The 26,389-nt window shown below is 62.0% G+C and carries 25 protein-coding genes, 1 tRNA gene and 2 pseudogenes; 13 read left to right on the forward strand and 15 right to left on the reverse strand.

Features of this window, described 5'->3' with window-relative positions; all coding sequences use genetic code 11:
• Positions 1-511 precede the first annotated feature (511 nt).
• Entirely contained in the window at positions 512-1,255 is a 744-nt protein-coding gene (locus AC5ZG5_RS20285; protein ID WP_456643827.1) for a reverse transcriptase domain-containing protein, read from the reverse strand.
• A 507-nt stretch (positions 1,256-1,762) separates the two neighbouring features.
• Between AC5ZG5_RS20285 and AC5ZG5_RS20290 the strand changes: the two genes are divergently transcribed.
• Entirely contained in the window at positions 1,763-1,927 is a 165-nt protein-coding gene (locus tag AC5ZG5_RS20290) for a hypothetical protein (RefSeq protein WP_456643826.1), read from the forward strand.
• A gap of 135 nt (positions 1,928-2,062) precedes the next feature.
• Here the strand turns inward: AC5ZG5_RS20290 and AC5ZG5_RS20295 are convergent.
• Positions 2,063-2,137 (reverse strand) — tRNA-Glu (locus tag AC5ZG5_RS20295).
• 53 nt (positions 2,138-2,190) lie between these two features.
• Positions 2,191-2,526, reverse strand: coding sequence for a hypothetical protein (locus tag AC5ZG5_RS20300; protein WP_456643825.1), 336 nt, complete (start codon positions 2,524-2,526; stop codon positions 2,191-2,193).
• Between the two features lie 117 nt (positions 2,527-2,643).
• Here AC5ZG5_RS20300 and AC5ZG5_RS20305 point away from each other — a divergent pair, with 117 nt between their 5' ends.
• Entirely contained in the window at positions 2,644-3,648 is a 1,005-nt protein-coding gene (locus AC5ZG5_RS20305; RefSeq protein ID WP_456643824.1) for an RluA family pseudouridine synthase, read from the forward strand.
• Positions 3,649-3,840: 192 nt separating this feature from the next.
• Positions 3,841-4,737 (forward strand): RNA polymerase sigma factor RpoH, encoded by an 897-nt coding sequence (gene rpoH, locus AC5ZG5_RS20310; RefSeq protein WP_028161616.1) that lies wholly within the window; start codon positions 3,841-3,843, stop codon positions 4,735-4,737.
• 56 nt (positions 4,738-4,793) lie between these two features.
• On the opposite strand, the gene AC5ZG5_RS20315 is transcribed toward rpoH, so the two are convergent.
• The 3 genes and pseudogenes from AC5ZG5_RS20315 to AC5ZG5_RS20325 form a co-directional block, all read right to left on the reverse strand.
• Complete coding sequence (locus AC5ZG5_RS20315) at positions 4,794-5,417, reverse strand: peptidoglycan recognition protein family protein (RefSeq protein ID WP_456643823.1); 624 nt, start codon at positions 5,415-5,417, stop codon at positions 4,794-4,796.
• 23 nt (positions 5,418-5,440) lie between these two features.
• A pseudogene (locus AC5ZG5_RS20320) lies at positions 5,441-6,658 on the reverse strand (GGDEF domain-containing protein).
• Positions 6,659-7,279: 621 nt separating this feature from the next.
• A complete protein-coding gene (locus tag AC5ZG5_RS20325) occupies positions 7,280-7,669 on the reverse strand; it encodes a response regulator (RefSeq protein ID WP_456643822.1) in 390 nt (129 codons plus the stop codon).
• A gap of 120 nt (positions 7,670-7,789) precedes the next feature.
• Here AC5ZG5_RS20325 and AC5ZG5_RS20330 point away from each other — a divergent pair, with 120 nt between their 5' ends.
• A complete protein-coding gene (locus AC5ZG5_RS20330) occupies positions 7,790-8,644 on the forward strand; it encodes an SDR family NAD(P)-dependent oxidoreductase (RefSeq protein ID WP_456643821.1) in 855 nt (284 codons plus the stop codon).
• Positions 8,645-8,858: 214 nt separating this feature from the next.
• Here the strand turns inward: AC5ZG5_RS20330 and AC5ZG5_RS20335 are convergent, their stop codons facing one another.
• The 4 genes from AC5ZG5_RS20335 to AC5ZG5_RS20350 all read right to left on the reverse strand — a co-directional run bounded on the left by AC5ZG5_RS20335 (position 8,859) and on the right by AC5ZG5_RS20350 (position 12,557).
• On the reverse strand, positions 8,859-9,365 hold the full coding sequence (locus AC5ZG5_RS20335) for a YkgB family protein (RefSeq protein WP_456643820.1): 507 nt from the start codon (positions 9,363-9,365) through the stop codon (positions 8,859-8,861).
• A gap of 192 nt (positions 9,366-9,557) precedes the next feature.
• A complete protein-coding gene (locus AC5ZG5_RS20340; RefSeq protein ID WP_456643819.1) occupies positions 9,558-10,532 on the reverse strand; it encodes a zinc-binding alcohol dehydrogenase family protein in 975 nt (324 codons plus the stop codon).
• A gap of 44 nt (positions 10,533-10,576) precedes the next feature.
• Positions 10,577-11,431: an alpha/beta fold hydrolase gene (locus AC5ZG5_RS20345; protein ID WP_456643818.1), complete on the reverse strand. Its 855-nt coding sequence runs from the start codon at positions 11,429-11,431 to the stop codon at positions 10,577-10,579.
• Positions 11,432-11,552: 121 nt separating this feature from the next.
• Positions 11,553-12,557: an alpha/beta fold hydrolase gene (locus AC5ZG5_RS20350; RefSeq protein ID WP_456643817.1), complete on the reverse strand. Its 1,005-nt coding sequence runs from the start codon at positions 12,555-12,557 to the stop codon at positions 11,553-11,555.
• Between the two features lie 427 nt (positions 12,558-12,984).
• Here AC5ZG5_RS20350 and AC5ZG5_RS20355 point away from each other — a divergent pair, with 427 nt between their 5' ends.
• The gene (locus tag AC5ZG5_RS20355; protein ID WP_456643816.1) at positions 12,985-13,542 is read left to right on the forward strand and encodes a sigma factor-like helix-turn-helix DNA-binding protein; all 558 of its coding nucleotides are present in this window, start codon (positions 12,985-12,987) and stop codon (positions 13,540-13,542) included.
• A gap of 92 nt (positions 13,543-13,634) precedes the next feature.
• Positions 13,635-14,294, forward strand: coding sequence for a CGNR zinc finger domain-containing protein (locus AC5ZG5_RS20360; RefSeq protein WP_456643815.1), 660 nt, complete (start codon positions 13,635-13,637; stop codon positions 14,292-14,294).
• Positions 14,295-14,359: 65 nt separating this feature from the next.
• On the opposite strand, the gene AC5ZG5_RS20365 is transcribed toward AC5ZG5_RS20360, so the two are convergent.
• On the reverse strand, positions 14,360-15,250 hold the full coding sequence (locus tag AC5ZG5_RS20365; protein ID WP_051396421.1) for a cyclase family protein: 891 nt from the start codon (positions 15,248-15,250) through the stop codon (positions 14,360-14,362).
• 32 nt (positions 15,251-15,282) lie between these two features.
• On the reverse strand, positions 15,283-15,897 hold the full coding sequence (locus AC5ZG5_RS20370) for an SRPBCC family protein (protein ID WP_456643814.1): 615 nt from the start codon (positions 15,895-15,897) through the stop codon (positions 15,283-15,285).
• A gap of 318 nt (positions 15,898-16,215) precedes the next feature.
• Between AC5ZG5_RS20370 and AC5ZG5_RS20375 the strand changes: the two genes are divergently transcribed.
• The 6 genes from AC5ZG5_RS20375 to AC5ZG5_RS20400 are packed head-to-tail and all read left to right on the forward strand — an operon-like array spanning position 16,216 to position 22,244.
• Complete coding sequence (locus tag AC5ZG5_RS20375; RefSeq protein WP_035688745.1) at positions 16,216-17,520, forward strand: MFS transporter; 1,305 nt, start codon at positions 16,216-16,218, stop codon at positions 17,518-17,520.
• Between the two features lie 44 nt (positions 17,521-17,564).
• Positions 17,565-18,314, forward strand: coding sequence for a maleate cis-trans isomerase family protein (locus AC5ZG5_RS20380; RefSeq protein ID WP_456643813.1), 750 nt, complete (start codon positions 17,565-17,567; stop codon positions 18,312-18,314).
• 57 nt (positions 18,315-18,371) lie between these two features.
• A complete protein-coding gene (locus tag AC5ZG5_RS20385; RefSeq protein WP_456643812.1) occupies positions 18,372-19,166 on the forward strand; it encodes a GntR family transcriptional regulator in 795 nt (264 codons plus the stop codon).
• A complete protein-coding gene (locus AC5ZG5_RS20390) occupies positions 19,163-19,936 on the forward strand; it encodes an aspartate/glutamate racemase family protein (protein ID WP_456643811.1) in 774 nt (257 codons plus the stop codon). The genes AC5ZG5_RS20385 and AC5ZG5_RS20390 overlap by 4 nt, the downstream gene beginning before the upstream one ends.
• A complete protein-coding gene (hydA, locus tag AC5ZG5_RS20395) occupies positions 19,936-21,345 on the forward strand; it encodes a dihydropyrimidinase (protein ID WP_456643810.1) in 1,410 nt (469 codons plus the stop codon). The genes AC5ZG5_RS20390 and hydA overlap by 1 nt, the downstream gene beginning before the upstream one ends.
• A 14-nt stretch (positions 21,346-21,359) precedes the next feature.
• On the forward strand, positions 21,360-22,244 hold the full coding sequence (locus AC5ZG5_RS20400) for an alpha/beta fold hydrolase (protein WP_456643809.1): 885 nt from the start codon (positions 21,360-21,362) through the stop codon (positions 22,242-22,244).
• A gap of 83 nt (positions 22,245-22,327) precedes the next feature.
• Here AC5ZG5_RS20400 and AC5ZG5_RS20405 read toward each other — a convergent pair whose 3' ends face one another.
• A complete protein-coding gene (locus AC5ZG5_RS20405; RefSeq protein WP_456643808.1) occupies positions 22,328-24,277 on the reverse strand; it encodes a PAS domain-containing sensor histidine kinase in 1,950 nt (649 codons plus the stop codon).
• 445 nt (positions 24,278-24,722) lie between these two features.
• A pseudogene (locus tag AC5ZG5_RS20410) lies at positions 24,723-25,037 on the reverse strand (transposase); the annotation flags it as partial.
• Positions 25,038-25,139: 102 nt separating this feature from the next.
• Here AC5ZG5_RS20410 and plsY point away from each other — a divergent pair.
• On the forward strand, positions 25,140-25,826 hold the full coding sequence (gene plsY, locus AC5ZG5_RS20415; RefSeq protein ID WP_456643807.1) for a glycerol-3-phosphate 1-O-acyltransferase PlsY: 687 nt from the start codon (positions 25,140-25,142) through the stop codon (positions 25,824-25,826).
• Between the two features lie 178 nt (positions 25,827-26,004).
• Here plsY and AC5ZG5_RS20420 read toward each other — a convergent pair whose 3' ends face one another.
• Complete coding sequence (locus AC5ZG5_RS20420) at positions 26,005-26,352, reverse strand: winged helix-turn-helix transcriptional regulator (RefSeq protein WP_456643806.1); 348 nt, start codon at positions 26,350-26,352, stop codon at positions 26,005-26,007.
• Positions 26,353-26,389: the final 37 nt, after the last annotated feature.

The following is a 26,389-nucleotide window of genomic DNA, read 5'->3' on the forward strand; positions in this document are numbered from 1 at the left end:
CCCAAGGCTTCCTCCTAAAAGAAAGCCTTGAATCACGTTCCGTCTGATTTGAGAATCCCAAGAGTCCACACAGCCTAAAGCATCCTCATCTTTTCCCGTGCATATTGCGCGACGCTGAGTCGGCGGACGTCAACCGGAAAGAACCTTCTGCCTACATCTTGCGGCAACTGGAACGGACGTTATGTTGTGCACCGACACCGAGATAGCCGAAGCGTGTAGGGGACACCGGGTGGCTATTTAAACTCCCAAAAATCCCCGCCACTGCTGGCTCAACGCGCGATGTCGGCTAAGTTAGGACCCCGCGCAAGAGAAGGAGGACACCATGACGGTGTTACTCACTCTCGAAGCCAGCCAATCGAGTGGGAAGACCTTTCGTCTTGGTATTGGATGCAACTTGCATCTGGCCTCAATGATCGCTCTGCTCTCGCGGTTGTTCTGATCGATGGAAGGAGCCCTCTCGGAAACGATGGGGCTCCATCGTCGGCGCGTTCCGCCGCCGGCGGATTTGGATTCAACTAGGCCCGACCAATCGGTTGTTCCGCTGCACCCGAGCACAATATGCGATGAATGAGGCTTCCGGGTCGGGACCGCGGGCCTCATCCACGAACTTTTGCATCCGCTCATCGGTGACGCTGGTTTGCCCGTGGGTCAGGTGGCAATTGAACGCGATAATTGCTTCCGCTGGCTCGATCAGCTTCGTCGGATTTGCAGCCAGATTTGCTTGGGTGCAGGCTTCGAGAATACCGTGATAGGTGATGCGCAACTCATGCTCGTCCGGCGCGGAGCCGATCAGGTCGTCAAAGTAAACCGAGACCATGACACCCCGGTCCATCGCCTCCTCGATCGACGAGGCAATTGCCGACCGCCACAGCGCCAGACTAGCTAGGAGCGGCGACTGCTTGAACCCGATCGGCAGAACGTATTTCGGCCCGCCCTCGTACGGATTGCGTACGGTCGACCACGCCGCATATTCGCGCGCCGAGTGAAAACCCAATTGACGCAGCATGTGCGCCACCCTGTTTCGAGAGATCGAATAGAAGAAGTTCTTGAGGTCGACGCGGAAGAAATATCGATTTGTCCGATGCTCGTGGAGCGCCGCCACATGTCCGCCGCTGCGGTAGTGGAAGAAATAGTACGGCAGCTCGATTTCGGCGGCAAATTTGAGGAGTGTATCCGCCCGTCGATCGCATTCCGCGTTCGGGACGAAGATGTATTTACCGCGAGACGTATAGCGTTCTTTGAAGTTTTCGAGCATCGCAGTTGGCGACCTTATCCAGGATCTCAAGCACAGCCTTGGCCAACCGTAGAACGGCAGTCAAGACCTGCAAGGTCACCTGAATAAGGCGCGCCCGACGTGCGAATTTCTTCGTCATCGAACAACTCCGTATTCCGCCCGTCGACTACCCGCGATGCCAGTTTTGGAATCGCCAACCGAGAGAGACCCATTGCGTAACAATAGATACCCCTAAGGCGTGCAGGTAACGTTACGTAACGTTTCGAAACGTGCAGCCACGCGAAGCAGGTCATCGCCAACGTGCGTGTTGATAGGATCGTAGGTGGCCAGGTCGTTCGCAAGGGGGGTGCATCGTATAATCCACAGTAGCGGCATAAATGCCACCATTCCCCAAGCCCCGGCCGCGACTTGACTGTATCGCGCGTTGCGAACATCGCAACGGATGTTGCGATCTTGCCCGCAGACGCAACGGGACGGTGCCGCCACTCTCTCCATGGCCGAATGGTTCGGCTGAAGGAGATCACTGCAATGAGCCTAGTCCATCTCGAATTCGAAGCGTCCAAAGTCCTCACCGCGCTGGAGGACATGAGGAGCGCCAGGACAGCAACAGTTCTCGCTGCCGCCCGCGCGCTCGCTGATGCGCTGGCAGATGCTGCCGAGACGGGCGACAGCGCTGCTGAGATCGCGACGTGAACAACTCTCGTTAACAAGCGCCCGGCCGATCACCGGGCGTTTTTCATGCGTGACGATGACGCGTGAAATTCGCGAGTGTTTATTCGACGGATATTTGACGATTTGGGGCGAGCGTCAGTAAGACATTGAAATCGCTGGCGCTCCCTAGGGGAATCGAACCCCTGTTTCAGCCTTGAGAGGGCCGCGTCCTAACCGCTAGACGAAGGGAGCGTTGCGGTCTCAGGCAATAGCCTCGAAAACCGAAAACTGCAAGCGAGCTTGGCTCAGGGTTCGCTGACGAAGCGCAGTTTTCCTGCGGGTTTCAGCGTTTTTGCGTCGAAGGTGCGGATTTCGGTCGCTCCGCCTATATCGAGGGTCACCACCAGGCGGTCGCCGGCGATGCCGGTGGAGACGATGCGGGCGCCCTTCGGCAGCGCCGCCGTGATGTCGCTCGTGGCGGCAGGGCTTCCCTCCCCGCGGTAAAAGCGATACCCGACGGCGATGAGGACCACGGCCACTGCCAGCGCCGAGGTCAGGCCCGCGATCAGCATCATCCGCCGCACCCGCGCGATCAGGGCGGCCTGCTCTTGGGTCGGTTCAGGGATCGTTGCGTCGGTCATGGGCGGCTCTTTAAACATGATCTGCGGAAGTGGAAACCGGTTTTGCCGAAGAAAGTAAGCGTGAACGAAGAAGAACAGGGCGCCCCATGCCCTGACGTCCCCTCTGGCGGCCAACGGTTGGCGGTCGTCGTTCAGGGCGATGAGGGCTCGCCCCGGCTCGACCGTGTCCTCGCCGCGCGCCTGCCGGAATTGTCGCGGTCGCGGCTGAAGGCGCTGATCCTCGCCGGTTCCGTCACGGTGAAGGACGCGCCCGTCCGCGATCCTGCTTTTCACGTCGCCGCAGGCGATACGGTTATAGTCGAGGTTCCGGAGGCGGTGCCGCCGGAGCCGAAGGGCGAGGATATCGCGCTCGACATCATCTATGAGGACGACGACCTGATCGTCATCGACAAGCCGGCCGGCCTTGTGGTGCATCCCGCCGCCGGTCATGAGAGCGGCACGCTGGTCAATGCCCTGATCGCCCATTGCGGCGCCAGCCTTTCCGGCATCGGCGGCGTGCGGCGTCCGGGGATCGTCCACCGGCTGGACAAGGATACCACCGGCCTCATGGTGGTCGCCAAGAACGACCAGGCCCACCAGTCGCTGACCGCGCAATTTGCCGACCATGGCCGCACCGGGGAGATGGAGCGCGGCTATATGGCCTTCATCTGGGGTGTGCCGAACCGCCAGCGCGGCACCATCGACGCGCCGATCGACCGTCATCCGCACGCGCGCGAGAAGATGGCGGTGCGCGAAAGCGGTCGCGAGGCGATCACCCATTGGGAGCTGCAGGAGGCGTTTCAGGGCCGGGACGGGAAGCCGGTCGCCTCCCTGCTGGCCTGCCGGCTCGAGACCGGACGGACCCATCAGATCCGGGTGCACCTCGCCCATATCGGCCATCCTCTGCTGGGCGATTCGGTCTACGGCCCGCATTTCAAGACCAAGGCCAGCCAACTGGGGCCCGAGGCGCAGGCAGCGCTGGCCGCCCTCGGCCGCCAAGCGCTCCACGCGTACCTCCTTACCATCGAGCATCCCAGGACCGGGGAAATTTTGCATTGGGAGGCGCCTCTGCCGGAGGATTTGCTTCTCCTGAAAGGCAGCCTTGGAGGTGGCGCTATGACGCACCCCTTGAAAAAGCATTGATATGACAACAGGTTATACCAGCCACACGGGGACGTGACGTCAGCAATCCTTCCCTATCAGGGGCCATTGGGTGTATTGTTGCACCTGCGTTGAATATCCAACGCGGAACATCGCAAGCCGGTCGGCTTTAACACAGCGGCCGCCTGCCGGGCCCGCCGCTATCGGGGGCCTGAACCACTGGAGGGCGCAAGTATGGCCCGTACAGCTACCTTGCCGGTTCTCAATGGAGAATCCGGTCTTTCCAGATACCTCGCCGAGATCCGTCGGTTCCCGATGCTGGAGCCGCAGGAGGAATATATGCTCGCCAAACGTTGGCGCGAGCACGACGATCGCGACGCGGCACATAAACTCGTCACCAGCCACCTCAGGCTCGTGGCCAAGATCGCCATGGGCTATCGCGGCTACGGCTTGCCGATATCCGAAGTCGTATCGGAAGGCAATGTCGGCCTGATGCAGGCGGTGAAGCGGTTCGAGCCCGAGAAGGGCTTCCGTCTCGCCACCTACGCCATGTGGTGGATCAAGGCGTCGATTCAAGAGTACATCCTGCGTTCATGGTCGCTCGTGAAAATGGGCACGACCGCGAACCAGAAGAAGCTGTTCTTCAACCTGCGCAAGGCGAAGAGCAAGATCTCCGCACTGGACGAGGGTGACCTCCACCCCGACCAGGTGAAGCTGATTGCGAGCCGCCTCGGCGTGACGGATCAGGACGTGATCGACATGAACCGCCGTCTCGGCGGGGACGCGTCGCTCAACGCGCCGATCCGCGACGACGGCGAAGCAGGCGAATGGCAGGACTGGCTGGTCGACACCGCGCCGAACGCGGAAGCCCTGATGGCGGAGAGCGAAGAGTTCGATCATCGCCGCCAGGCTTTGACCGGCGCCATCAGCGTGCTCAACCCGCGCGAACGCCGCATCTTCGAGGCGCGGCGCCTCGCGGACGAGCCGATGACGCTGGAAGACCTCGCCGCCGAATTCGGCGTCTCGCGCGAACGCGTGCGGCAGATCGAGGTCCGCGCTTTCGAGAAGGTGCAATCGGCCGTCAAGGGCACGATCGCCAAGCAGGAAGCGGCGCTCGAAGCCGCGCACTGACAGCACGACCAGAACAAATCACTCGGTCAAAGCCGGCGGCAACGCCGGCTCTTTTTTTACTCGCCCCACTCCTGCGCCATCTTCGCCAGGGCGCAGCCCTCGCAATAGCGGGCGTCCTTGAAGTCGATCCAGTTGTGGGCGTAGACGCGCTCGAGCGGGATGTTGTAGCGGCTGCGCAGCACCTTCACCAGGATCCGCCACGCCGCGACTTGCGCCTCGGTAGGCGGACGCGTCACGTCGGGATAGTTGCCGGCGAATTCGACGCCGATCGAATTGCCGGCGACGACCTGGCGATAGGTCGGGCCGTTGTCGATATATTTGTTGTCGTTGCGGTTGGCGCCGTCGCCATGGGTCGTCACCAGCTTCTCGTCGACCGCCCAATAGACCGTGCCGTCGGTCTCGACCCACACCATCACGCCGCGCCGGCTCGGCTTCTTCGACTGCGCCTGTGCGCCGCCGCGGGCCGAGCCTGCCGGGCCCTCGGTCTGGTGCACGATGATGTTGCGCCAGCGATGGGATCTTGCGACGTCGCCCCAGGGCGCCAGCCACACCATCTTCAGACCGGGGATTTCGGGTGTGCCCGAGGATCGCGCGATCGCCGCAAGGTCAGGCGTCTGCGCGACGGCCGGCGTGACGAGCGCGGCGATGCAGAGCGCCGCCGCAAGCAGGCGAGGGTTCATGCATCGGCCCCCGTGAGGCGGCTTCACGCCGTTTTGCGCGGCACGATGTCAGGCATGTCGGCGATGTCAGGCACTATCGGCGGAGCCGGCTCGGAAATCGCGTAGCCGTCGCGGCCACGCTTCTTGGCTTCATAGAGTGCCCGGTCGGCGGCGGCGATCAGCCGGTCCGGATAGGCGCCGATCTCCCTGGTCCATTGCGCAACCCCGATCGACACCGCGATCGGGATCTCCTGGCCCGAGCATTCGGCCGCATCAGCCCGGCACACCTCAAGCACGCGGCGGGCGATCATCGCCCCCTCGGCCAGCGTGGAGGACGGCAGCACGATGCAGAACTCGTCGCCGCCGCTGCGCGCCAGCATGTCGCCCGGGCGCAACCGGGTCTGCGCCATCAGCGCGAAATGCTGCAGGCAGGCGTCGCCGGCGGCATGGCCATGGGTATCGTTGATACGCTTGAAGCCGTCGAGGTCGATCACGAGCAGCGCGAACGGCTCGCCGCTGCGCACCGAGCGGGCGCATTCCTCGGTCAGCCGCTGCACGAAATGCCTGCGATTGCCGACCCCGGTGAGGTCATCGAGCAGCGCGAGATCGGCGACCTCGTTGCGCAGCCGGTCGATCGCCATCAACAGGAGGCCGAAGTTCCAGGCCATCGACAGGAATATCACGATCAGGATCAGCGCAGCCTGAATCCCGTTGAAATCGACGATCGAGAGATCGCCGCCGACCCGCATCAGCGCCAGGACCGAGCGAACGCCATAGGCGATAATGAGAAGAGCGCAGCAGATGGCGGCAAGGCGGGCGCCGGGATTCTGGTCGTCGCGCCGCATGATCAGCAAATGCAACGTCACCGCCGCCGGGATGATCTGTCCGAGGGAATAGATCGCGATCCGCATCGGCATGTCGTCCTACACGAACTGGAAATAGGCGAGGCCGATGCAGGTCAGGCCGACACCGAGCACAGGCATGCGCCAGGAGATCGGCAGGTTGTAGAACCGCTGGACGCCCATGACCACGAACCAGCAGGCGAAGGTCAGAAGCGCATTGCAGCCGATCAGCAGCAGGCTGAAGTCGACCACGCCGCGCAGCATCGAAGCTGCGGCACCCGCGATTGCCGTAAACGCAGCCGCCGTCCAGAACCGCGCTGCTTCGAACTTGGGATAGCAGCGCGAGACGTAGACCCAGACCAGGCCAAGCGCGAAAAAGTTGGTGACGGATACCGTCCACAGCGTCGGAACGCTCAGCACCGCAAATCCAGGATGTGCATCCTGCCCCTTCCCACAGGTGAACGGGCCGCTCGTGACGGCTCTCTCGCGACCGGCAACATGCCGTCGTCTGGCTTAACGGAATCTCAATTTGATCGCCTATTCGGTGCTGTGGTTTTGAAACAATAAAGATCGAATTTCCGCAGTATTAACCTTACCAGCTTGACCACCGATGCCGCCGGGAGCGTGTGGCGCGCGCGGTGGAGCGTGGCAGTGCGGCGAAAAACCGTGTCAAACTGCGTAACAGTTGTGGATAACACGATGACAGTGAGGTGACAGCCCGCGGCAGCACGCCGCGAATCTGCTGAGCTTGCCAACCGAGGATGTTGCGAGGTTGGCCCTCCGCCAAGCATGCCTCAGCGTCGCGTTTCAATCCATTTAACCCTGAGAGGATACTATGGCTAAGAAAGCGAAGAAGGCGAAAAAGGCGAAGAAGGCCACCAAGAAGAAGAAGGCCAAGAAGTAACTGTTTCAGCCCGGGCGGCGGCGCGCGCTCGCCCTGCCCGGGCGCTCAACCGGGGTTGGTCAAACCGGCGGGCTTGCGGCCCGCCGTTTGATTTTGCGCCCACCGATCGGCGCTCCGCAAAGCGCGTGGGATCACATCTAGTGCCTGCCATCCCGCGCCAGCACCATCCGCTCCGCCTCGCGGATCACATCCAGCGGCGCCCAGGGCTTCGACCAGAATTTCGCGCCATCCGGCAACTTCCGCCTCAGCGGCTTGCCCGAGGTGACGATGACGCCAAGGGCGGGATTGCAGCGCTTGGCGATATGGGCGAGCTCGACGCCATCCTTGTAGCCAGCGAGCTCGACATCAGAGATCATCAGATCGAGCTCCTCGCCGTCGCGCTGCAAAACCACCTCCGCGGCCTCGGCGCTGGCGCATTCGATCACATCGAAATCACTCTCTTCCAGTAAGAGCCCGATCATCTGCCGCTGCATCGGGTCGTCTTCGACGATGAGCGCTCTTGCGCGAGGCGTTCTTGCCTGTTCCATCGGCGGCTCCGTTCTTGAAGTAATGCAAGTTAAAACCTGCCGCGCGAACTTGTTCAGTTCCGATCCAAAAAACTTGCGGAACCCTGTGCTATGGTTCCCCTCATCTCTGGAGCTGATCGCATGACTACAATCTCGGCAAGTGCGGTGGCCGTGACGGGGGCCGCCAGCGGCATCGGCCGGGCGCTTGCACTCGAGCTTGCCGCACGCGGCGCCGATCTCGCGCTGGCGGACCGCGACGAGGCCGGCCTTGCCGCGGTGGCCGCCGAGATTGCGAAAACAGGCGCGAGGAAAATCACGGTGCATCGCGTCGACGTCGGCGAAACCGATCAAATCGCGAGCTTCGCGGAAGCCGCGACCAGCGCGCATCCGTCCCTCAACATCCTCATCAACAATGCCGGGGTCACCCTGCTCGGCCAGTTCCACGAAATCGACCAGGCGCAGATGGAGTGGCTGTTCAACATCAATTTCTGGGGCACAGTGCATGCGACGCGCGCCTTCCTGCCGCAGCTTGCGCGGCAACGCGAGGCGCATATCGTCAACGTCTCCTCGATCTTCGGCATCGTCGCACCGCCCGGCCAGACCGCCTATTGCGCCTCGAAATTCGCGGTGCGCGGCTTCTCCGAAAGCCTGCGGCATGAGCTTGCCGCCGCACGCAGCCCGGTGCGGCTGTCGGTGGTGCATCCGGGCGGCGTCGCGACCAACATCGTCCGTAATTCCCGCACCGGCGCCGGCGTATCCGACAATGCGCGCCGCGCGCAGGCGATCGAATGGTTCGATGCGGCCGCCAGGACGACACCGACTGCCGCCGCGCGCAGCATCATCCAAGGCGTCGAGAACAACCGGCCGCGCATCCTGATCGGCAGCGACGCGCGCTTGATGGATCTGCTGCAACGCTTCCTGCCGGCGACGTATTGGTCAGTACTGCAGCGGCGGCTCGGGAGAGAGACGGCGCAAGCGGGGACGTCCTCGCGATAGCGCCGTAGGATGGGTAGAGCGCAGCGAAACCCCTCGCGATGGAGCAAGCCGCGCGAATGATGGGTTTCGCTGCGCTCTACCCATCCTACGACTCTCGTCATTGCGAGCGGAGCGAAGCAATCCATTTCGCCACTTGCGGAAGCATGGATTGCTTCGCTTTGCTCGCAATGACGGAGAGTGAGAACCCTGCAACAATGGCCAAGAAGGACCCCCCTCACATACGATGTGATCGGATGAAAGATCGCGGCAACGAGGCGAGGAACAACACGACACAGACGCAAAGCAGGACGATGTCCTTGAAGATGAACTCGCCGGTCAAGTTCCAGGCCATCGGGTCGGTCGACCAACTCCATTTAACGACACCGGGCGTCGTGAAGAAGAATGACCAGGTGATGGCGAACGTAATCATGCCTAACAGCGAACTGACCGCTGACAAGATCGGGCTGAACGCGCCTGCCGCAAGAAGCACGGCAATACCCAGCTCGGCGACGCCGAGGAAATACGCTTCTCCCCGGATACCCAGCACCGATAACCACGAAATGAACGGACTATTGCTGATGAATTGAACAATGCCCTGCGCCGATTGCGGCGTGAACTTTTGCATGCCGAACGACACGAAGATGACAACCATGACCCAGCGGAGGATAGCCAGCAGGCCGTAAGGCCCGTCGCCCTTTTCGGCGACGTGGAATGGCGTCTTCATGTTGAAGGGCATCTTCATGTAGATCACCTCTTTCCTTGACCGACTGCACTGACGCGTTGAAGTTCATGACATCCCGTACGCATGGGCAGCGCCCGTCGTTACGGGTACCTACAACTCCCTGGTTCACAACGATGTGTATGGGGTCGGCCGCGTTCATAGCGGTCGTAGGTGATGCTCACCGCCAACGCCAATGCAGCCTGGCGCGCGGGCTCACGCGTGCACGACGACCAATTTTCCTTTGGCCTCGTTGGCCTCCATGACGCGATGCGCCTCGCGGATCTCCTCGAAACGGAAGATCCGGGCGGGCTTCACGTCGAGCCGACCCGCGGCGGCGTCGGCGGCAATCTGCTGAAGTGGCACGTCCGAGAGCGCAAAGCCCGGGGTCCCGAACACGAAGCTGCCGAAGAAGGTCAGATAGACGCCGCTGGCCATCTGCAGCAGCGGATTGAAGTCGGGGATCGGATCAAGGCCGCCGAGCCAGCCGGCGAGACAAGAACGGCCGCCGCGCCGAAGCATGGCGAGAGAATCCAGCATGACGGTATTGCCCACGAGGTCGAGCACCGCATCGATCTTCTTTGCCTCGGGGATGACCTTCGACAAATCACGGCGCTCTATTTCGCAGCGCTCGGCGCCGAGCTTTTCGAGCATGGCGAAGCGATCGCGGTTACGGCTCGTTGCGATCACACCGGCTCCGGCATTGACGGCCATCTTGAGCGCGGCCTGACCAAACGACGAGGTCGCGCCGCGAATGATCAGCAATTGCCCCTTCTCGATCTCGAGATTGCGGAACAGGCAGGTCCATGCGGTCGCATAGGTTTCGGGAATCGTGGCGAGTTCGCCCCAGGGCAGATCCGATTCGATCAGCGCGACATTCGAGACCGGCGCGCGGGTATATTCGGCATAGCTGCCATTGATCGTGCGGCCGAGCCCGCCCATCAGCGCGGCGACTTTCGCGCCGATCGGAAACTCGCCGCCCGGACAGGATTTGACGAGGCCGACGCACTCGATGCCGCTGACCGGAGCAGCCTCTGCCCACTCGCCCCTGCGCATATGCAATTCGGCGTGATTGATGCCGAACGCCTTCACCTGGATCACGACATATCCCGCCTTCGGTTCAGGCTCCGGGATCTCCTTGATCACCAGGCTGTCGAGGCCGCCAAATTTCTCGAGAACGATTGCGCGCATCGGACCACCCTTCGAAACAGACTGTTCGGGCCGCACATTTCACTTCAAGCGCGAAAGAAAATCCGGATCACGGCGGCGATTTCTTCGCAGTGAGTCTCAAGTGCAAAGTGACCGGTATCGAAGAAACGGACTTGCGCGCCCGGAATGTCTCGCTTGAATGCCTCCGCGCCTGGCGGCAGAAAGAACGGATCGTTCTTGCCCCAGACCGCCAGGAACGGCGGCTTGTGCTTGCGGAAGTACTCCTGGAAGGCCGGATAGAGCGCGACGTTGCTCTTGTAGTCGCCAAACAGGTCGAGCTGAACCTCGTCGGCGCCGGCGCGGGCCAAATAGAAGTTGTCGAGTGAATAGCCGTCCGGGGACACAGAGGTCATATCGGACACGCCGTGCGTATATTGCCAGATCGTCGCCTCAGGGGCGAGGAAGGATCGCAGCGCGTTGCGATTGGCCTGCGAAGGATCCCGCCAATAGGCCTGGATCGGATTCCACCCCTCGCTCAGCCCCTCCTCATAGGCGTTGCCGTTCTGGGAGATGATTGCCGTGATGCGCTCCGGATGGCGAACAGCCAGTCGAAAGCCGGTCGGGGCGCCGTAATCGAACACATAGATCGCGAAACGGGTGAGCCCGATCACTTCGGTGAAGCGTTCGATCACGTCGGCCAATCGGTCGAATGTGTAGGAAAACCTGTCGCGAGACGGCATGTCGGATTGGCCGAAGCCGGGCAGGTCCGGCGCTATGATGCGAAAGCGATCCGACAAGGCCGGGATCAATTCGCGAAACATATGACCGGAACTTGGGAATCCGTGAAGCAGCAGCAGTGCTGTCGCATCGGCCGGCCCAGCCTCGCGGTAGAATACCTTGAAGCCGTCGACATCTGCCTCCCGGTAATGAACCTTGGTCATGAAGAGTTCCTGTTTTGTGTCGAGACCTAGTAACCGTCTAACGACGTTTTAGACGGTTACTACATCCGATGTAGCCGTTCCAGTCCGTTCGGCTCAATCCCGCGTGACTGCGTTTGACGCATCAAGCCGACAGGAAGGCATCAAGGAGTTGGGTTGTCTCCGTGGGGTTCTCTTCGGGAAAAAAGTGGCCGCCTTTCATCGCCTGCCCCTGTACATTGTCGGCCCACCTTCGCCAGATTCCCAATGGGCCGCCATCCTGTCCGTAGAAACTATCGAGTGGTCCGCCGGCAGCCCAGAGATGCAGCATCGGACAGGTGATACGCCGCGCGTCTTCCCTGTCCTTCTTGTCATGGTCGATATCGAGCGACGCAGCTGCGCGATACTCCTCGCAGATCGCGTGCACCCGGGCCGGATCGCGATAGGTTTCGATGTACGCCGCCCTGACATCGGGGCCGAAGGAGCCCTGGCCAAACGGATTGTCGAATACCGCATCGGGCGCACCCAGGAGATATTTTTCCGGAAGCGGCTCCTTCTGGCACAGAAGAATCCAGGGCCAGTACGTCGTGGCGAACTTTGCATTGGCGCGAGCCCATCCTTCCGAGATCGGGATGACGTCAAACACGGCGAGACGGCGCACCCGTTCCGGATGATCGAGCGTGAGGCGATAGGAAACGCGACCACCACGGTCGTGTCCGACGAGATCGAATTTCGAGAAGCCAAGCTTGTCCATCACCGTGACAAGTTCGTTCCCCATTGCCCGCTTTGAATAGGGGTAATGATCCTCGGCGGACGCGGGCACGCCGCTGCGGCCATAGCCGCGCAGGTCGACGCAGATCACCGTGTGCTTGCTCGCCAGTTGCGGCGCTACGTAGCGCCACATCAGGCTGGTTCGCGGAAACCCGTGCACCATCAGCAGCGGGGATCCCTTACCGTAACGCCTGATGAAAATGGTGTTCTCGCCGGTATCGATTTCCGCCGTCTCAAACGGATCGGAAGCGGTCGATGCGGCATCGTCGACGGGTTGGGCGGCGGCGCGCTGCGCCAGGGTGAACGATAGTGCAGTGCCGGAAGCTGCGGTAATTGCTCGAAGCACGGTGCGACGTGCGACGTCTGTATTGTCGATCATCTGCTGGAGTCTCCCTGACAACGGCCGCGGATGATGCCAACCGCGCCGATTTGACCACATGAAGTTCCCGCTCTCAGGCGTAGTAACTTGTCTGTGACGTTCTCGGAGGTTACGTCACTTCTTGATATGGCTGTTCCAACCCATTCAGACCGGTCTCACGTGACCATCTTTCGTTGGACAAACGGGTTTGGTTACAGCGGACGGAAAATTTGCCAGCGCCTTCTTGCTTGCGTCGAGAGGAGCCTCTCCAATGGACAGCATCCACGATAAAGGAACCGATTGCGCTGCATGTACCTGGACCCAGAGCGCCCGGAGGTCAGCCGAGAAGCTCCTGTCCTCCGACGTCGCAGGTCGTTCGCCGCGAACCGCGCAGAACGCATTGCAGTCCACGAATTGGGATAGCCGTTCCGAGCGATGGGGCCGCCTGATGGTCGCCGCGCAAGATGGTGACAGCCGGGCCTACGAGCAGTTGCTCCGCGAAATAGACGTCTGGCTCCGTCGTTATTATGCACGGCGGCTTCCCTATCCTATATCAGATGATGCAAGACAGGATGCGCTTCTCGCGATCCATGCCAAACGGCACACTTACGCTCCATCGAGAGCCTTCGGGGCGTGGGTCAGGGCGATTGCACGCTACAAGGGGATCGATCGCATACGTGACGCGTCTCGATTCGCCGCGCTCCCGCTCGACGAAGACATATCGACCGGGGACCACGAGGGGACCGCGGTAAGTGCCGCCACGCTGGACGATTTGCTTGGCCGGCTGAAGCCCGCGCAAGCCATCGTGATCCGCCTCGTGAAGCTCAACGGCCTCAGCATTGTCCGCGCGTCCGACGTCACAGGCCAGTCTGCGCCGCTCGTCAAGATCAACATCCATCGAGGCCTGAAGAGATTAGCTGCCCTGGTCTCCGGCGACGTCGTTGCCGCAACGACACCAGCTCATTCCCAGCAACACCGCGGCGCGCGAGATGCGAACAGCATCTAAATGGTTTTCTGCGGGTTATTGCAGACAAGCTACCAGCGGCTATATTTCGCCTCGCCGGCCTATCGATAGTTGCCGGTCTCTCTGGGACTCCTGTGACAACCAAGCGCCCGCCACCCATCTTCATCGCCGATAACCCGGGACTGGACTTCTTGAATTCCATTGCGGTCCCGGTGGATGTCACGGTCGAGTGGCTGGCGTCGGGAGAAGATCTTCTGGCGTGGCTGAAACAGGCCGGTTTGGTGCCGGACGAGGTGCTGAACGGTTTTCGCAAGACCGCCCTTCCCGGCGAGCTGGACGCCATTGCAGCGCAAGCGCGCGCGGTGCGGGACTGGTTCAAGCCCTTTGTCTACAAACATATGGGTAAGCCCATTGGGCAGAATGCCCTGCGCCAACTCGAACCGCTCAATCAAATGCTGGCGCGCGACGACGAGTTCGGCCAGGTCGTGGTGCGCGATCGACCTAACAAGCGGCACCATGACCATGGCGGGGTGTCCGGCCTCGTCTGGCGCCGAGAGCGGCGTTGGCAATCACCGGACTCGCTGCTGCTTCCACTGGCGCGATCGCTGGCCGACCTCGTCTGCACCGAAGACTTCACCTATGTGAAGGCGTGCGAGGGGCCGGACTGCACGCTGTTGTTCGTCGATCGAACCCGAAGCCGCGCGCGCAGGTGGTGCAGCATGGCGGCGTGCGGCAACCGGGCGAAACAGGCCGCGCATCGCAAGCGCGCCCAGCAGGCCAAACGTTCGAAGTAGATACATCCGCCGGACGCTGGGATCCGCCATAGCGCGTCCCGCGTCCTCACTTGTCGCGCAACTGGTCAGCGGCCGTCCGGGCCGCCCGACATCATGCCCGATGGAATCTGGCGTGGCCCAAAGATCGCCTTCGCCACGTCACCGACGGCCTCGACGTTCTCCTCCACGTCCTGGAAGCACACGATCCGGCAAGGGCAGGCTTCGAGCCCCTCATAGCGCCATGGAAACGCGCCGATGACGGCGCGCTTGTTCAGCATCAACTCGATGTCGCCGCCGACGTTCTCGGCGTGAATGAGTCCTTCCTGAAATGCCTGCGAGTGAAAGGGGAAATAGTCTTCCACGACTTTTCGCCCCGAACGCTTGTGCGTGTACGAGTTCTTGCCGAAGAACTCGTCGCAGCTCATTCCGACCTTGGCCTCGAACTGTTTTGCGAGGTCGGGCCGCATGCGCCTGATCGTGGTGTTCATCGCGTGGTCGCCGGAACCGCAATCGATCCCGAACCATTTGATCTTCTTCTTCAGCATCCAATCGAGAAGCTCCTGCTTCCCTCCGGGATGCATGCAGAAATACTTCACCAGGTCCTGCTGCGGCTTGCCTTCCCAATAGCGGTGCCAGCCGGTGTGAATGATAAGGATGTCGCCGTCCTTGACCTCAACCGGCGCGCTCTCGATCATTTCGGGCGTGATGACGGCCCAATCCTCCATGTGCTCGGACACATCGACGACGGCGCCCGGTCCGACGAGGAAATCCAGCGGATAGGATGCCATGTCGCCCATCCCATCCGTGCCGTGCATCGCACCGTCGATGTGGGTTCCGACATGGAGCGCGGAATCGATCCGCTGGGCGACGATGTGGATCGTCTGCAAATTCTGCGCGTAGTACATCTTGTTGCCGGCATATCCGACCCAGCCGGGCGTGTGCACATTCATCAGATGAGACAAGTCGACGATCTTCATCGCGCGAATTCCTTTGCTTTAAGTTGATTGGCTTACGCAGCCTTCTTGAAGAGCGAGTTCAGCCAGCCCTTCAGGGCCGCAAAGAACAGCGAGGTGGTGTTGAGCGGCTTGACCGCTCCAGAACCAGGCGCGAATGGCGGGGCCGACTTCGTCAATGAATCCGCCTGAGGACTGCCGGCTTCGGCCGCCGCGGCGGCGTTTCTGGCGCCGAGCTCGGTCTCGGCATGTCTCACAAATTCACGGACGAGCTGATTGGCGATCTCGGTGATGAGCCCGGTTCTTCCAAACTGAGCGATGGTTCCGGAGAGCTGGACGTCGGCGAGGACATCAACGCGAGTGGCGTCGCCTTCAGGACCAAGGGTGCACAACATCGACATTTTGCCTCGGCTGGCGCCTTTCCTGTCGACGCCCTTGCCCTCGAACGCGACCTTCTTTGCCTCCTCGTCGTATTTGACCTTTGCTTCGCCTTCGAAGCTCGCCTGGAATGGGCCCACCTTGGCGGAGACCTTTCCACTGATCGAGCCGTCGTCCTTCGTACCGAGATATTCTGCTCCAGGCAGGCACGCGGCGACGCTCGGAACGTCGTGAAAGAACGTCCACACTGTGGGGAGCGGTTGCGATACGACGAAGTTCTGCTTGATCTCCATGCCTTGCCTTGGAAGTTGTCAGAAGAGCCATGCATCTTTAACAGCATTCAAATCTATAGAGCAAAATTGAAATACACAATCCCGTTTAGTCGGGCCTGCCGGCCGCCCAATTCGTAATCAGCTCCGCGATGAAATTTCAGCATTGCGGATCTTTGTAATCTAAAAATATTATTCTTATCAATGTGATATGAGTTATTGCATGCAGCATACAAAATGTTGTTGCCGCTCATCTTCGACTGGACCAGACTTGGCGACGTCAGGGACGAATGAACGTCAATGGAGACGCTCGCTGAAAGTCCGCCGGCATGGGAGGGAGCAATGAGCGAGCAGGTGTCCGCCATCGGAGCGACAGGCGCCGTCAGACCGACCGGTGTGCGCTGGAACATCTTCCTGCTGATGCTGTTCCTGATCTCGATCAACTACATCGATCGCGCCTCGCTCTCGGTAGCGATGCCGCTGATCTCCAAGGAGTTCGACATCGATCCGGCGATGCAGGGCCTGATCCTGAGCTCGTTCTTCTGGACCTACGCCTTCATGCAGGTTCCCGGCGGCCTGCTCGCCGATCATTACAAGCCGCGGATCGTGATCGCGCTGGCGACGATCTTCTGGGGCGCCTTCCAGGCGATCGCGGCAGTTGCCACCAACTGGTGGGTGCTGCTGCTGACCCGGCTTGGGCTCGGCGCATCGGAAGCGCCGATCTATCCGGCGGGCGGCAAGCTCAACGCCATCTGGATGACGCAGAACGAGCGTGGGCGTGGCGCGACGCTGCTCGACGGCGGCGCGCCGCTCGGCGCCGCGCTCGGCTCGATCGTGATCGCGTGGCTGATCGCGATCTTCGATTCCTGGCGCACCGCCTTTGTCATCGCCGGCGTCGGCACGATGCTGTGCGGCGTGTGGGCGTGGTACTACATCCGCAACGAACCGCGTCAGCACCCGTCGGTCAATGAGGCCGAAGCGCGCTACATCGAGCAGGCGCATGCGCTGGAAGACGCCGCCACACCGCCCTCCTCCGGCGGAAGCTGGATGGCCTATTTCCGTTTCCGTTCGGTCTGGTGCATGTGCCTGGGCTGGATGTTCTTCAACACCACCTTCTACGGCCTGCTGACATGGATGCCGACCTATCTGTTCAAGGTGCACAATTTCGACATCAAGGCGCTCGGCGGCGCATCCTTCATCATCTTCTTCGCGGGCTTCGTCGGCGAGCTGGTCGGCGGCTGGATCGGCGACACCTGGCGCAGCCGCGGCGGCGCGCCGAACCTGGTGTTCCGCACCTTGTTCGGCATTGCCGCCATCATGGCGACGGTGTCGATTTTCCTGGTGGCCTATGTCCGCGACCCGGTGACGGTCGTGGTGCTGCTGTCCTCCACGCTGTTCTTCCTGCGCTGGTGCGGGATGTACTGGGCCATCCCCTCCGCGCTTGCCGGCCGCGACAAATCGGGCTTCCTCGGCGGCTGCATGAATCTCGGCGGCAACATTGCCGGCATCATGACGCCGCTGATCGTCGGCCTGATCGTCCAGACCACCGGCTCCTACTTCCTCGCCCTGATGTTCTTCGCCGCGGCCGGCGTTGCGCTGTTGATCTGCTCGACGCTGATCGACTACAGCCGCAAATTGCCGGTGTAGATGGGATGGATCAACGGATGACCGCGTAGCTTTGAGGCTGCAACATGACTAGACCGATCCGGCTCGGCATGCTGACCCCTTCGTCCAACACCGCGCTGGAGCCGATCACCTATGCGATGCTGGCCGGCGTCGCTGACGTCTCGGCGCATTTTTCGCGCTTCAAGGTGACCGAGATCGCGCTGTCCGAATCCGCGCTCCGCCAGTTCGACGACAGCGAGATCCTGCGCGCCGCCGAGCTGCTGGCGCACGCGAAGGTGGACGTCATTGCCTGGAACGGAACATCGGCGAGCTGGCTCGGCTTCGAGCGCGACGAGCAACTATGCGAGCGGATCACTGCCGCGACCGGCATCAAGGCCTGCACCACCGTGCTCGCCTTCCGCGACCTGCTCCGGCGCCGCAACGCGGGGCGCATCGGGCTGGTGACGCCTTATCGCCGCGACGTGCAGGACAAGATCATCGCCAACTGGGCGTCCGAAGGCTTGCATTGCGCCGCCGAGCGCCACCTTTCGCTGCAGGACAATTTTTCCTTCGCCGAAGTGCCGGAGACCGAGGTGGCGAGGTTGATCGAAGAGGTGGCGCGCGAGGGCTGCGACGCGGTCGCGGTGGTCTGCACCAATATGCGGGGCGCCGGCGCCGCCGCGCGGCTCGAGGCGAAGCTTGGTGTCGCGGTGTTCGATTCGATCGCGGTGACGCTGTGGGCGTGCCTCGCTGCAACCGGCGTCGATCCATCACGCATTCGCGGCTGGGGCAACCTGTTTCAAATCCCGATCGAGGGCCACGGCCAATTTGATTGACGCGCTTCACAGGACACTCGAAGGTGCGGAGATTCTTCACCGGAACGAAAACTGACCGTGACTGAGACCAAGACGACCAAGACCAGGAAACAGCCCAAATCGCGCGGCGGCGTGACGACGCTGCAACGGCGACGGCTGCGCGTGCCGCGAACCGGCCTGCATGAGCAGGCCGCGACGCGGCTTCGCACATTGATCGTGCGCGGCGATCTTCAGCCGGGCGAGCAATTGCTCGAAGCCGATCTGTCCGAGGCGCTCGGCATCTCGCGCACGCCGCTCCGCGAGGCGCTGAAGCAATTGGCGGCCGAAGGTCTGGTCGAACTGCGCCTCAATCGCAGCGCCATCGTCGCGCCGTTCCGCCGCGAAGAGTTGACCGAACTGTTCGAGGCGGTGAGCGGGATCGAGCGCTGCGCCGCCGAGCTCGCCGCGACGCGGATGGTAGAGCGCGACGTGGAGCGGCTGGAAGAGCTGCAGGAGCGCATCGAATGGCACCACGACCGCGGCGAGCTGCGCGAATATTTCGAGACTAACCAGCAGATTCACAGCGCCATCGTCGGCTTCGCCCGCAACGCGGTGTTGAAGGCCACGCACGATATCCTGCTGGCGCGGGTGGAACGCGCACGCTTCTTCGCCCTGTCGGTCCATGGGCGATGGGATGAATCGGTGCGCGACCATCAGGACATTCTGGCCGCGCTCAGGGACGGCGACGCCGACCGCGCCGGACGGCTGCTCGGCCATCATGTCCGCCGCACCGGCGAGATCATGGCCACGACACTGGGCTCCGACGCGGATGGTGCCAGCACCGCAAGCGCCCAGCCCAACATGCGCGGCATCACGAGAAAGACCGGGCCGTGAAGATCCTGCTGCTCAATCCCAACACCACGTCAGCGGTGACCGACCTGCTCCATGCGGCCGGCGCGCAAGTGGCCTCGCCCGGCACCGAGCTGGTGGCGATGACGGCCAGCCGCGGCGTGCCCTACATCGCGACCCGGGCCGAGGCCCAGATCGGCGGCGCCGTCGCGCTGGAAATGCTGGCGGAGGCCAACACCGGCATCGATGCAGCGATGATCGCCGCCTTCGGCGACCCCGGCCTGTTCGGCGCGCGCGAACTGTTCGATATCCCGGTCGTAGGCCTTGCCGAAGCCGCGATGCTGACTGCCTGCATGGTCGGTCAGCGATTTTCGATCGTGACGTTCGCCCGCGCGCTCGCGCCCTGGTACCAGGAATGCGTCGCCATGCATGGTCTCTCCGCACGCTGCGCCGGCATACGGACGCTCGACGATGGCTTCCGCTCCATTGCGGATGTCCAGGCCGAGAAGGAAGACATGCTGGTGACGCTCGCCAATCGCGCCGTCGAACAGGATGGCGCCGATGTCGTCATTCTTTCCGGGGCACCGCTGGCCGGCCTTGCCGCCAAGGTCAGCCATCGCATTCCTGTGCCGGTGATCGATCCGATCGCGGCAGCGGTACGGCAGGCCGAGACGCTCGCCGTGCTCAAGCTGCGCAAGCCCGTCGCCGGGACGTTCCGCCGCCCCGATGCCAAGGCAACCATCGGGCTCGCCGAGCCGCTGGCCGCGGTCATCGAGCATCGGCCGCGACATGATGCCGAAGGAGGGCCAAGCTGATGCCGTTCGACACCATTATCCGCGGCGGCACCGTTGCGACCGCCGCCGACACCTTTGCCTGCGACGTCGGAATCCAGGGCGGCAAGATCGTGGCCCTGGGGCGCGATCTCGGCGCGGCGGAGACGATCATTGACGCCGCTGATCGCCTGGTGCTGCCCGGCGGCATCGACAGCCACGTGCATTTCGCCCAGCCATCGGGCGACGGCATCGTCATGGCCGACGGCTTTGCCAGCGGCACGCGCTCGGCGGCGTTCGGCGGCAACACCACCGTGCTGCCGTTCTGCCTGCAGGAGAAAGGCCAGACGCTGCGCGAGGCGCTGCGGCGCTACCACGCGCTGGCGGAAGGTGAGTGTCACGTCGATGTCGCCTTTCACCTCATCGTCACCGACCCGACCGAGCAGGTGCTCGGCCAGGAGCTGCCGGCGCTGGTGGAGGACGGCTACACCTCGCTCAAGGTGTTCATGACCTATGAGGGGCTCGCGCTGTCGGACCGCGAACTGCTCGAGACCATGTCGGTCGCGCGCGAGACCGGCGCGATGCTGATGGTGCACGCGGAAAACTTCGACGCCATCCGCTTCCTCACCGATCGCCTCGAACGCGCCGGCAAGACCGCGCCGCGCTTTCATGCGACCTCGCGGCCGATTCCAGTCGAGCGCGAGGCCACGCACCGCGCCATCTCGCTGGCCGAACTCGTCGATGTGCCGATCATGATCGTGCACGTGTCGAACCGCGACGCGATGGAGGAAATCCGCCGCGCCCGGCAGCGCGGGCTGAACGTGTTGGGCGAGACCTGCCCGCAATATCTGGTCCTGACCGAGAACGATCTGGAACAGCTCAACATGGAAGGCGCCAAGTATGTGTGCTCACCGCCGCCACGCGACATCGCGAGCCAGCAGGCGTGCTGGGAAGGCCTGCAGCAAAAGGTGTTCTCGGTGTTCTCGTCTGACCATTGCCCATTCCGCTATGACGATCCGCAGGGAAAGCTCGTGCCCAAGGGCCGCACCAGCTTCCGCTGGGTGCCGAACGGCATTCCCGGCGTGGCGACGCGATTGCCGATCCTGTTCTCGGAAGGCGTGGTGAAGGGTCGCATCGACCTCAACGATTTCGTCGCGTTCAGCGCGACCAATCACGCGAAAATCTACGGCCTCTATCCCCGCAAGGGCACGATCGCGGTGGGATCGGACGCCGACATCGCGCTGTGGGATCCGAAGCGCAAGGTCACGATCCGCCACGAGCTTATCCATGATGGCGCCGATTACACGCCCTATGAAGGGCTCGAGGTCACGGGCTGGCCAGTGCTCACCATGGTGCGCGGGCGCGTGGTGGTCGATGATGGCGTCCTGGTCGGGGCGAAAGGCCACGGCACCTATCTGCCGCGGAGCAAGCCTGCGGCGACGGCCAATTTCTGACGGCGGAGATCAACATGCCTTACGCAACGACGGATGACGGGGTACGCCTTTATTTCGAGGAAACGGGAACCGGCCGTCCCGTCATCTTCGTTCATGAGTTTGCCGGAGATCTGCGCAGCTACGAGCTGCAGATGCGGCATTTCGGCAAGCGCTATCGCAGCATTGCCTTCAACGCGCGCGGCTTCCCCCCGTCCGATGTGCCCGAGCAGGTCTCATCCTATTCGCAGGCGCGCGCCGCCGACGACATCCTCGCGGTGCTCGATCATATCGGCGAGCGGCAGGCGCACATCGTCGGCCTGTCGATGGGCGGCTTCGCGACCCTGCATTTCGGCCTGCGTCATCCCGAACGGGCACTGTCGCTTTGCATCGGCGGCTGCGGCTACGGCGCCGAGCCCGACAAGCGCGAGACGTTCCGCGCCGAGGCCGACGTGATCGCCGACATGATCCGGCGCGATGGCATGGCGGCGTTCGCCGAGCGCTATGCCTATGGGCCGACGCGCGTGCAATATCAGAACAAGGATCCGCGCGGTCACGCCGAGTTCAAGGCCATGCTGGCCGAACATTCGGCGACCGGATCGGCCAACACGCAGCAAGGCGTGCAGAAGGAGCGTCCTTCGCTTTATGCGCTGGTCGAGGAGATGAAACGCATCACCGTGCCGACGCTGATCATCACCGGCGATGAGGATTGGCCGTGCCTGCTGCCGGGCATTCTCATGAAGCAGAGCATTCCCTCAGCCGCGCTCGCGGTAATGCCGAATTCGGGGCACGCGATCAATATCGAGGAGCCGGAGGAGTACAACCGGATCGTCGGCGATTTCCTGGCCCAGGTCGATTGCGGCCGCTGGCCGCTCCGCGATCCGCGGGCGGTCAGCAGCTCGATCACCGGAATGAAGGACTAGCGGTGGATTGAAAAAGCATGTCCTTGCCGATCGGCATGGCCATGCTCCAGCGAACAACGCGGTTCGCAAGTGGTGCTGCCCGTTCACTGTACCGGCATTGGACGATCGTTCGCGGCGGGAGTGGTCTCGTCCCGCTCGGGCGGCAGGCGGAATTCAAATACCGCCCCACAGGGCTCGTTGGCAGATGCCCCCAATCGTCCACCGTGCGCCTCGATGATCGAGCGGCAGATCGCCAGGCCCATGCCCATGCCCTCGGGCTTGGTCGTATAGAACGCCTCGAACAGGCGGTCGGCACTGTTCGGATCCAGCCCGACCCCGGTGTCCAGCACCGCTACGCTCACGGCCCCGGATTCATCGAGATGGGATCGGATCCGCAGCATGCGCGGCCGCTCCGTCACCTCCTTCATGGCGTCGATGCCGTTCATCATCAGGTTCAGCAGCACCTGCTGCACCTGTACCCTATCGCCCACCACCAGCGGAAGTTCGGGCGCTAACTCGGTCCGCAGCAGGATGCCATGCCGGAGCACTTCGCCATGGAGCACGGCGACCGTATCCCGGATCAGCTCGGTCACGTCGACGCATTCCCTGATGGTGGCTGTCTTCTTGAGGAGCGCGCGCACCCGCCCGATCACCTCGCCGGCCCGATGCCCGTCTCCGACGATGTGCTCGAACGTCCTGCGCGCCCCCTCCAGATCGGGCGGCTGCCGGTCGAGCCAGCGCAGGCCCGCATAGCCGTTACTGACAATCGCGCTAAGTGGTTGGCTGACCTCGTGGGCGATGGAGGAGGTCAGCGCGTTTATCGTCGTCACGCGCGTGATGTGCGCGAGCTCGGCCTGGGTCTCGTGCAGCGCCTCCTCGGCCCGCTTGCGCTCGGTAATGTCAGTGATCGTCACCATTACGCGATCGAGATTGGAAGGTCGGGGCGGGAAGGTAATCGCAAAGAGAACCGTCAGTTTTTCTCCCTTCAGTGTTTGGAGAATCGTCTCGGCTGAAAAATACGGGCGCTCTTCTGCGACGGCGATCAACTCCCCGGCAAACGCCTCCAATGTTTCGGAGGTGAATACGGCATCCAGCGAGTGGAGGAGCTCATCCTTGCTCTGCGCTTTGAAGAGCTCGACCGTTGCATCGTTTACGTCGACGACCTTCGCACGCGAGATGGACTCTCGTACGAACTCCGGATGTGCTGCAAAATATGCGCGGAAGTCTGCAACGCCTTGAGCTCTCAGTTCGTCGATGGCCGCTTTGATCTGAGAGAAGTCCTCTTCCCAGATCGACACGCCCGCCATCCGGAAAATGCTCTTGTATCGTCTCTCGCTCTCCCGCAGCGCGTCCTCCGCGCGCTTGCGATCGCTGATGTCATTGTTGGTCTCCAGGATCGCGGCCGGAAGGCCACGTTCGTCCTTTTGCAGGGACCACCGACTGGCTACGATTGCCTGCGTGCCGTCCTTCCTCGTGTGGACGAGCTCTCCTTCCCAGCGACCGGTTCGGAGCAACTCTTCCATGATCGCTTCGAGCGGCATGGGGAAGATCGTCTGCATCAGTTGGTGAGTGATCCTGCCGAGGGCTTCCGCCTTCTTCCACCCGTACAGCTCCTCGGCGCCGCGATTCCAGTAGGTAATGATATCCTTCATGTCGCGCACGAAGATCGTATCGTGGCTGAGGTCGAGGAGTCCTGCCTGCTCGCGCAATACCATCTCTTGTGATCGGCTTTGCACGGCGAGGAAAGTCACAACGCCGATCGTCGCAAGGCTGAGAACGCGGTTCGAAATGGAGATGGTTTCCCAGGAGTCGCCGTATGGCGTCAGAAAATGGGCGAGCACCGTCAGCGCCATGCAGCCGACGGATACGAGCACAATCCCACGCGTTTGAAGAAACCGCGCAGACAGCAGCACAACGCCGACGAACAGCGTCGAGATCACCGAGGCGGCAGGGGTGATTGCGTCAAAAATGAAGATCCCAATAGCGATGGCAACGCTAAGGATTAGAGAAGTGCGCGAAATGACTGCCGTCGGCGAAGTCGCACTGTCGTCCATTGGTTCTGCTCCGGCCACCTGTGAGGTCTCGAAACGGCCATCGAAGTGGCCCCCGCAATCGGGACGGGCATTGTTCGTTCAGGCCAGTCTGGCAAGCTGACGCTCGGGTTTCCGGAACTACGCAGCACAGGCGCTGCTCCCACCCTCGTCATTTCCACCTGCAGCGACGGCAGTTTGCGCCGACATTTTCCGTCGCCGCAAGACCCAAGAGCCTTGTCCGCTAGAGCTAGAACAGTAAAGGTCCTTCCGTAGGTTTCCGAGCGTGAACGAGGTTCCCTCGAGCGTATCAGGATGCGCGCACCAAGAAACAAGGCCATCTCAGTTGGCGGCCCCCTTTGTTTCGGATGTCGTCTGTTGTCCCATCACGCCATTTCGCTGCTACGCAACAATTGTGGCGCTCTCGGAAGAAAGCGGACCTGACCGGATTTACGAGTACGCGCCCTTGCGCCGTAGACTCATATGCGCGCAACCACAGCCGCAACGAGGCGAGCTGGACCATGGCGAGAAAATTGGCGGCGAGCTTGTCATAGCGTGTGGCGACGCGGCGGAAGTCCTCCTTCTTGGAGAAGAGCCGCCCGATCAGATTGCGCTCGCGGTAGAGCCTCTTGCTGAAGCAGGGCTTCCAGCGCCGGTTGCTCTTGGGCGGGATGTTAGGGGTGGCACCCTGCTCCTGAACCAGTTCACGGCTGCGGTCGGCATCGTAGGCCTTGTCCGCCAGCACGATGGTGCGCGGGCCAAGATGGTCAAGCGGCGTGTCGGCGATGATGCTAGGCAAGACTCTCGATCCGGTCGAAAATGGCCCATAGCGGTCAAACGAAGTTGGCGATACAACACTGGTTGCGTGAAACTGGAAATAAAACCCATGGCGTTCTGGACAGCGGGCGCGGTTGGATTGGTGATCGCCTATCTTTTCGGTTCTACGCCCACGGGCTATCTGGCTGGGAAACTTCTCAAGGGCATTGATATTCGAGAGCATGGCTCCAAAGCCACCGGCGCTACGAATGTATTGCGGACCCTCGGTAAATGGCCTGCGTTGGTGGTGCTCGTCGCCGATTTGCTGAAAGGCGTGGGTGCCATCATCGTTGCCCGCTTGTTCTGTCCTTGGCTCTATTCCGAGTTATCTCCGACGCCGCCGACAGCGTTTGATTTGCAAATCTGGGTGCCATGGGCTGTTTGCTTGGCCGGAATTGCCGTGCTGTTTGGGCATAGCCGCTCGATTTGGTTGAACTTTACCGGCGGCAAATCCGCTGCGACCGGGCTGGGTGTGTTGCTGGCGATGTCGTGGCCAGTGGGATTAGGTGCTGTAACGGTCTTTGGCATCGTGCTGGCTATTGCTCGGATTGTTTCCCTTAGCTCGATACTCGCGGCGTTTACAGCAATCGTTCTCGTCTGCGGTTTCGAGCAACCGTTGCCCTATCGGTTGCTGGTGATCGGAGGCGGCATCTACGTGATTGTTCGCCATCGTGCCAACATTCAACGGCTATTAGTGGGGACGGAGCCGCGCCTGGGTCGAAGTGGCCTCGATACGAAAGCAGAAGCGCAAGTCTAGGGTCCGGACTCAATCAGCTTAACGGTGAGGACGGCATTCGACCCTTCCAAGTCGTAGAAGGCGTAAATCGACGAGCACAGAAGCGGCCGTTCCCGCGGGAAGTTGGAGCTACCGGAGCAACGGCCTGCGTTGTTAAGGGTTACCCTGGGCACGCGTCCGGGAGACGAACCCAGTCAGATCATTCGTGTTCGTTCGCTGCCTCGGCTGAGCCAAGTTTCGCCTGCACATCTTTTCCCCAGCTCGCCATGGCCTCCATGAGCGGCCGAAGCGTCTGACCCAGCTCGGTCAAGCTATATTCCGTCCTGGGCGGGATCGTCCCATGATCATGGCGAACCACGAGCCCCCGGCTTTGAAGCTCCTTGAGCTCCAGGGACAGGATTCGGTCGCTTATCGGTACGCATCCTCTCCGCAGCTCAGAGTAGCGCAGCTTCTCGTTGCGCAGCAGCAGGTGGACGATCTTGGCGGTCCAACGGCCGCCGAGGATCCGCGAGGCGAAGATGACGGGGCATTGACGCACGACATGCATGAGCGTCTCACTAACAAAAAGTTCCGTACTGTCAATA

The sequence above is a fragment of the Bradyrhizobium sp. Ses1 genome (genome assembly GCF_059512365.1).

What these genes read in the sequence shown, in the direction of transcription:
- AC5ZG5_RS20285 (WP_456643827.1), bottom strand. Translation starts at nt 1,255, where the DNA reads ATGCTCGAAAACTTCAAAGAACGCTATACGTCTCGCGGTAAATACATC.
- AC5ZG5_RS20290 (WP_456643826.1), top strand. Translation starts at nt 1,763, where the DNA reads ATGAGCCTAGTCCATCTCGAATTCGAAGCGTCCAAAGTCCTCACCGCG.
- AC5ZG5_RS20300 (WP_456643825.1), bottom strand. Translation starts at nt 2,526, where the DNA reads ATGACCGACGCAACGATCCCTGAACCGACCCAAGAGCAGGCCGCCCTG.
- rpoH (WP_028161616.1), top strand. Translation starts at nt 3,841, where the DNA reads ATGGCCCGTACAGCTACCTTGCCGGTTCTCAATGGAGAATCCGGTCTT.
- AC5ZG5_RS20315 (WP_456643823.1), bottom strand. Translation starts at nt 5,417, where the DNA reads ATGAACCCTCGCCTGCTTGCGGCGGCGCTCTGCATCGCCGCGCTCGTC.
- AC5ZG5_RS20325 (WP_456643822.1), bottom strand. Translation starts at nt 7,669, where the DNA reads ATGGAACAGGCAAGAACGCCTCGCGCAAGAGCGCTCATCGTCGAAGAC.
- AC5ZG5_RS20330 (WP_456643821.1), top strand. Translation starts at nt 7,790, where the DNA reads ATGACTACAATCTCGGCAAGTGCGGTGGCCGTGACGGGGGCCGCCAGC.
- AC5ZG5_RS20335 (WP_456643820.1), bottom strand. Translation starts at nt 9,365, where the DNA reads ATGAAGATGCCCTTCAACATGAAGACGCCATTCCACGTCGCCGAAAAG.
- AC5ZG5_RS20340 (WP_456643819.1), bottom strand. Translation starts at nt 10,532, where the DNA reads ATGCGCGCAATCGTTCTCGAGAAATTTGGCGGCCTCGACAGCCTGGTG.
- AC5ZG5_RS20345 (WP_456643818.1), bottom strand. Translation starts at nt 11,431, where the DNA reads ATGACCAAGGTTCATTACCGGGAGGCAGATGTCGACGGCTTCAAGGTA.
- AC5ZG5_RS20350 (WP_456643817.1), bottom strand. Translation starts at nt 12,557, where the DNA reads ATGATCGACAATACAGACGTCGCACGTCGCACCGTGCTTCGAGCAATT.
- AC5ZG5_RS20355 (WP_456643816.1), top strand. Translation starts at nt 12,985, where the DNA reads ATGGTCGCCGCGCAAGATGGTGACAGCCGGGCCTACGAGCAGTTGCTC.
- AC5ZG5_RS20365 (WP_051396421.1), bottom strand. Translation starts at nt 15,250, where the DNA reads ATGAAGATCGTCGACTTGTCTCATCTGATGAATGTGCACACGCCCGGC.
- AC5ZG5_RS20370 (WP_456643814.1), bottom strand. Translation starts at nt 15,897, where the DNA reads ATGGAGATCAAGCAGAACTTCGTCGTATCGCAACCGCTCCCCACAGTG.
- AC5ZG5_RS20375 (WP_035688745.1), top strand. Translation starts at nt 16,216, where the DNA reads ATGAGCGAGCAGGTGTCCGCCATCGGAGCGACAGGCGCCGTCAGACCG.
- AC5ZG5_RS20380 (WP_456643813.1), top strand. Translation starts at nt 17,565, where the DNA reads ATGACTAGACCGATCCGGCTCGGCATGCTGACCCCTTCGTCCAACACC.
- hydA (WP_456643810.1), top strand. Translation starts at nt 19,936, where the DNA reads ATGCCGTTCGACACCATTATCCGCGGCGGCACCGTTGCGACCGCCGCC.
- AC5ZG5_RS20400 (WP_456643809.1), top strand. Translation starts at nt 21,360, where the DNA reads ATGCCTTACGCAACGACGGATGACGGGGTACGCCTTTATTTCGAGGAA.
- AC5ZG5_RS20405 (WP_456643808.1), bottom strand. Translation starts at nt 24,277, where the DNA reads ATGGACGACAGTGCGACTTCGCCGACGGCAGTCATTTCGCGCACTTCT.
- plsY (WP_456643807.1), top strand. Translation starts at nt 25,140, where the DNA reads ATGGCGTTCTGGACAGCGGGCGCGGTTGGATTGGTGATCGCCTATCTT.
- AC5ZG5_RS20420 (WP_456643806.1), bottom strand. Translation starts at nt 26,352, where the DNA reads ATGCATGTCGTGCGTCAATGCCCCGTCATCTTCGCCTCGCGGATCCTC.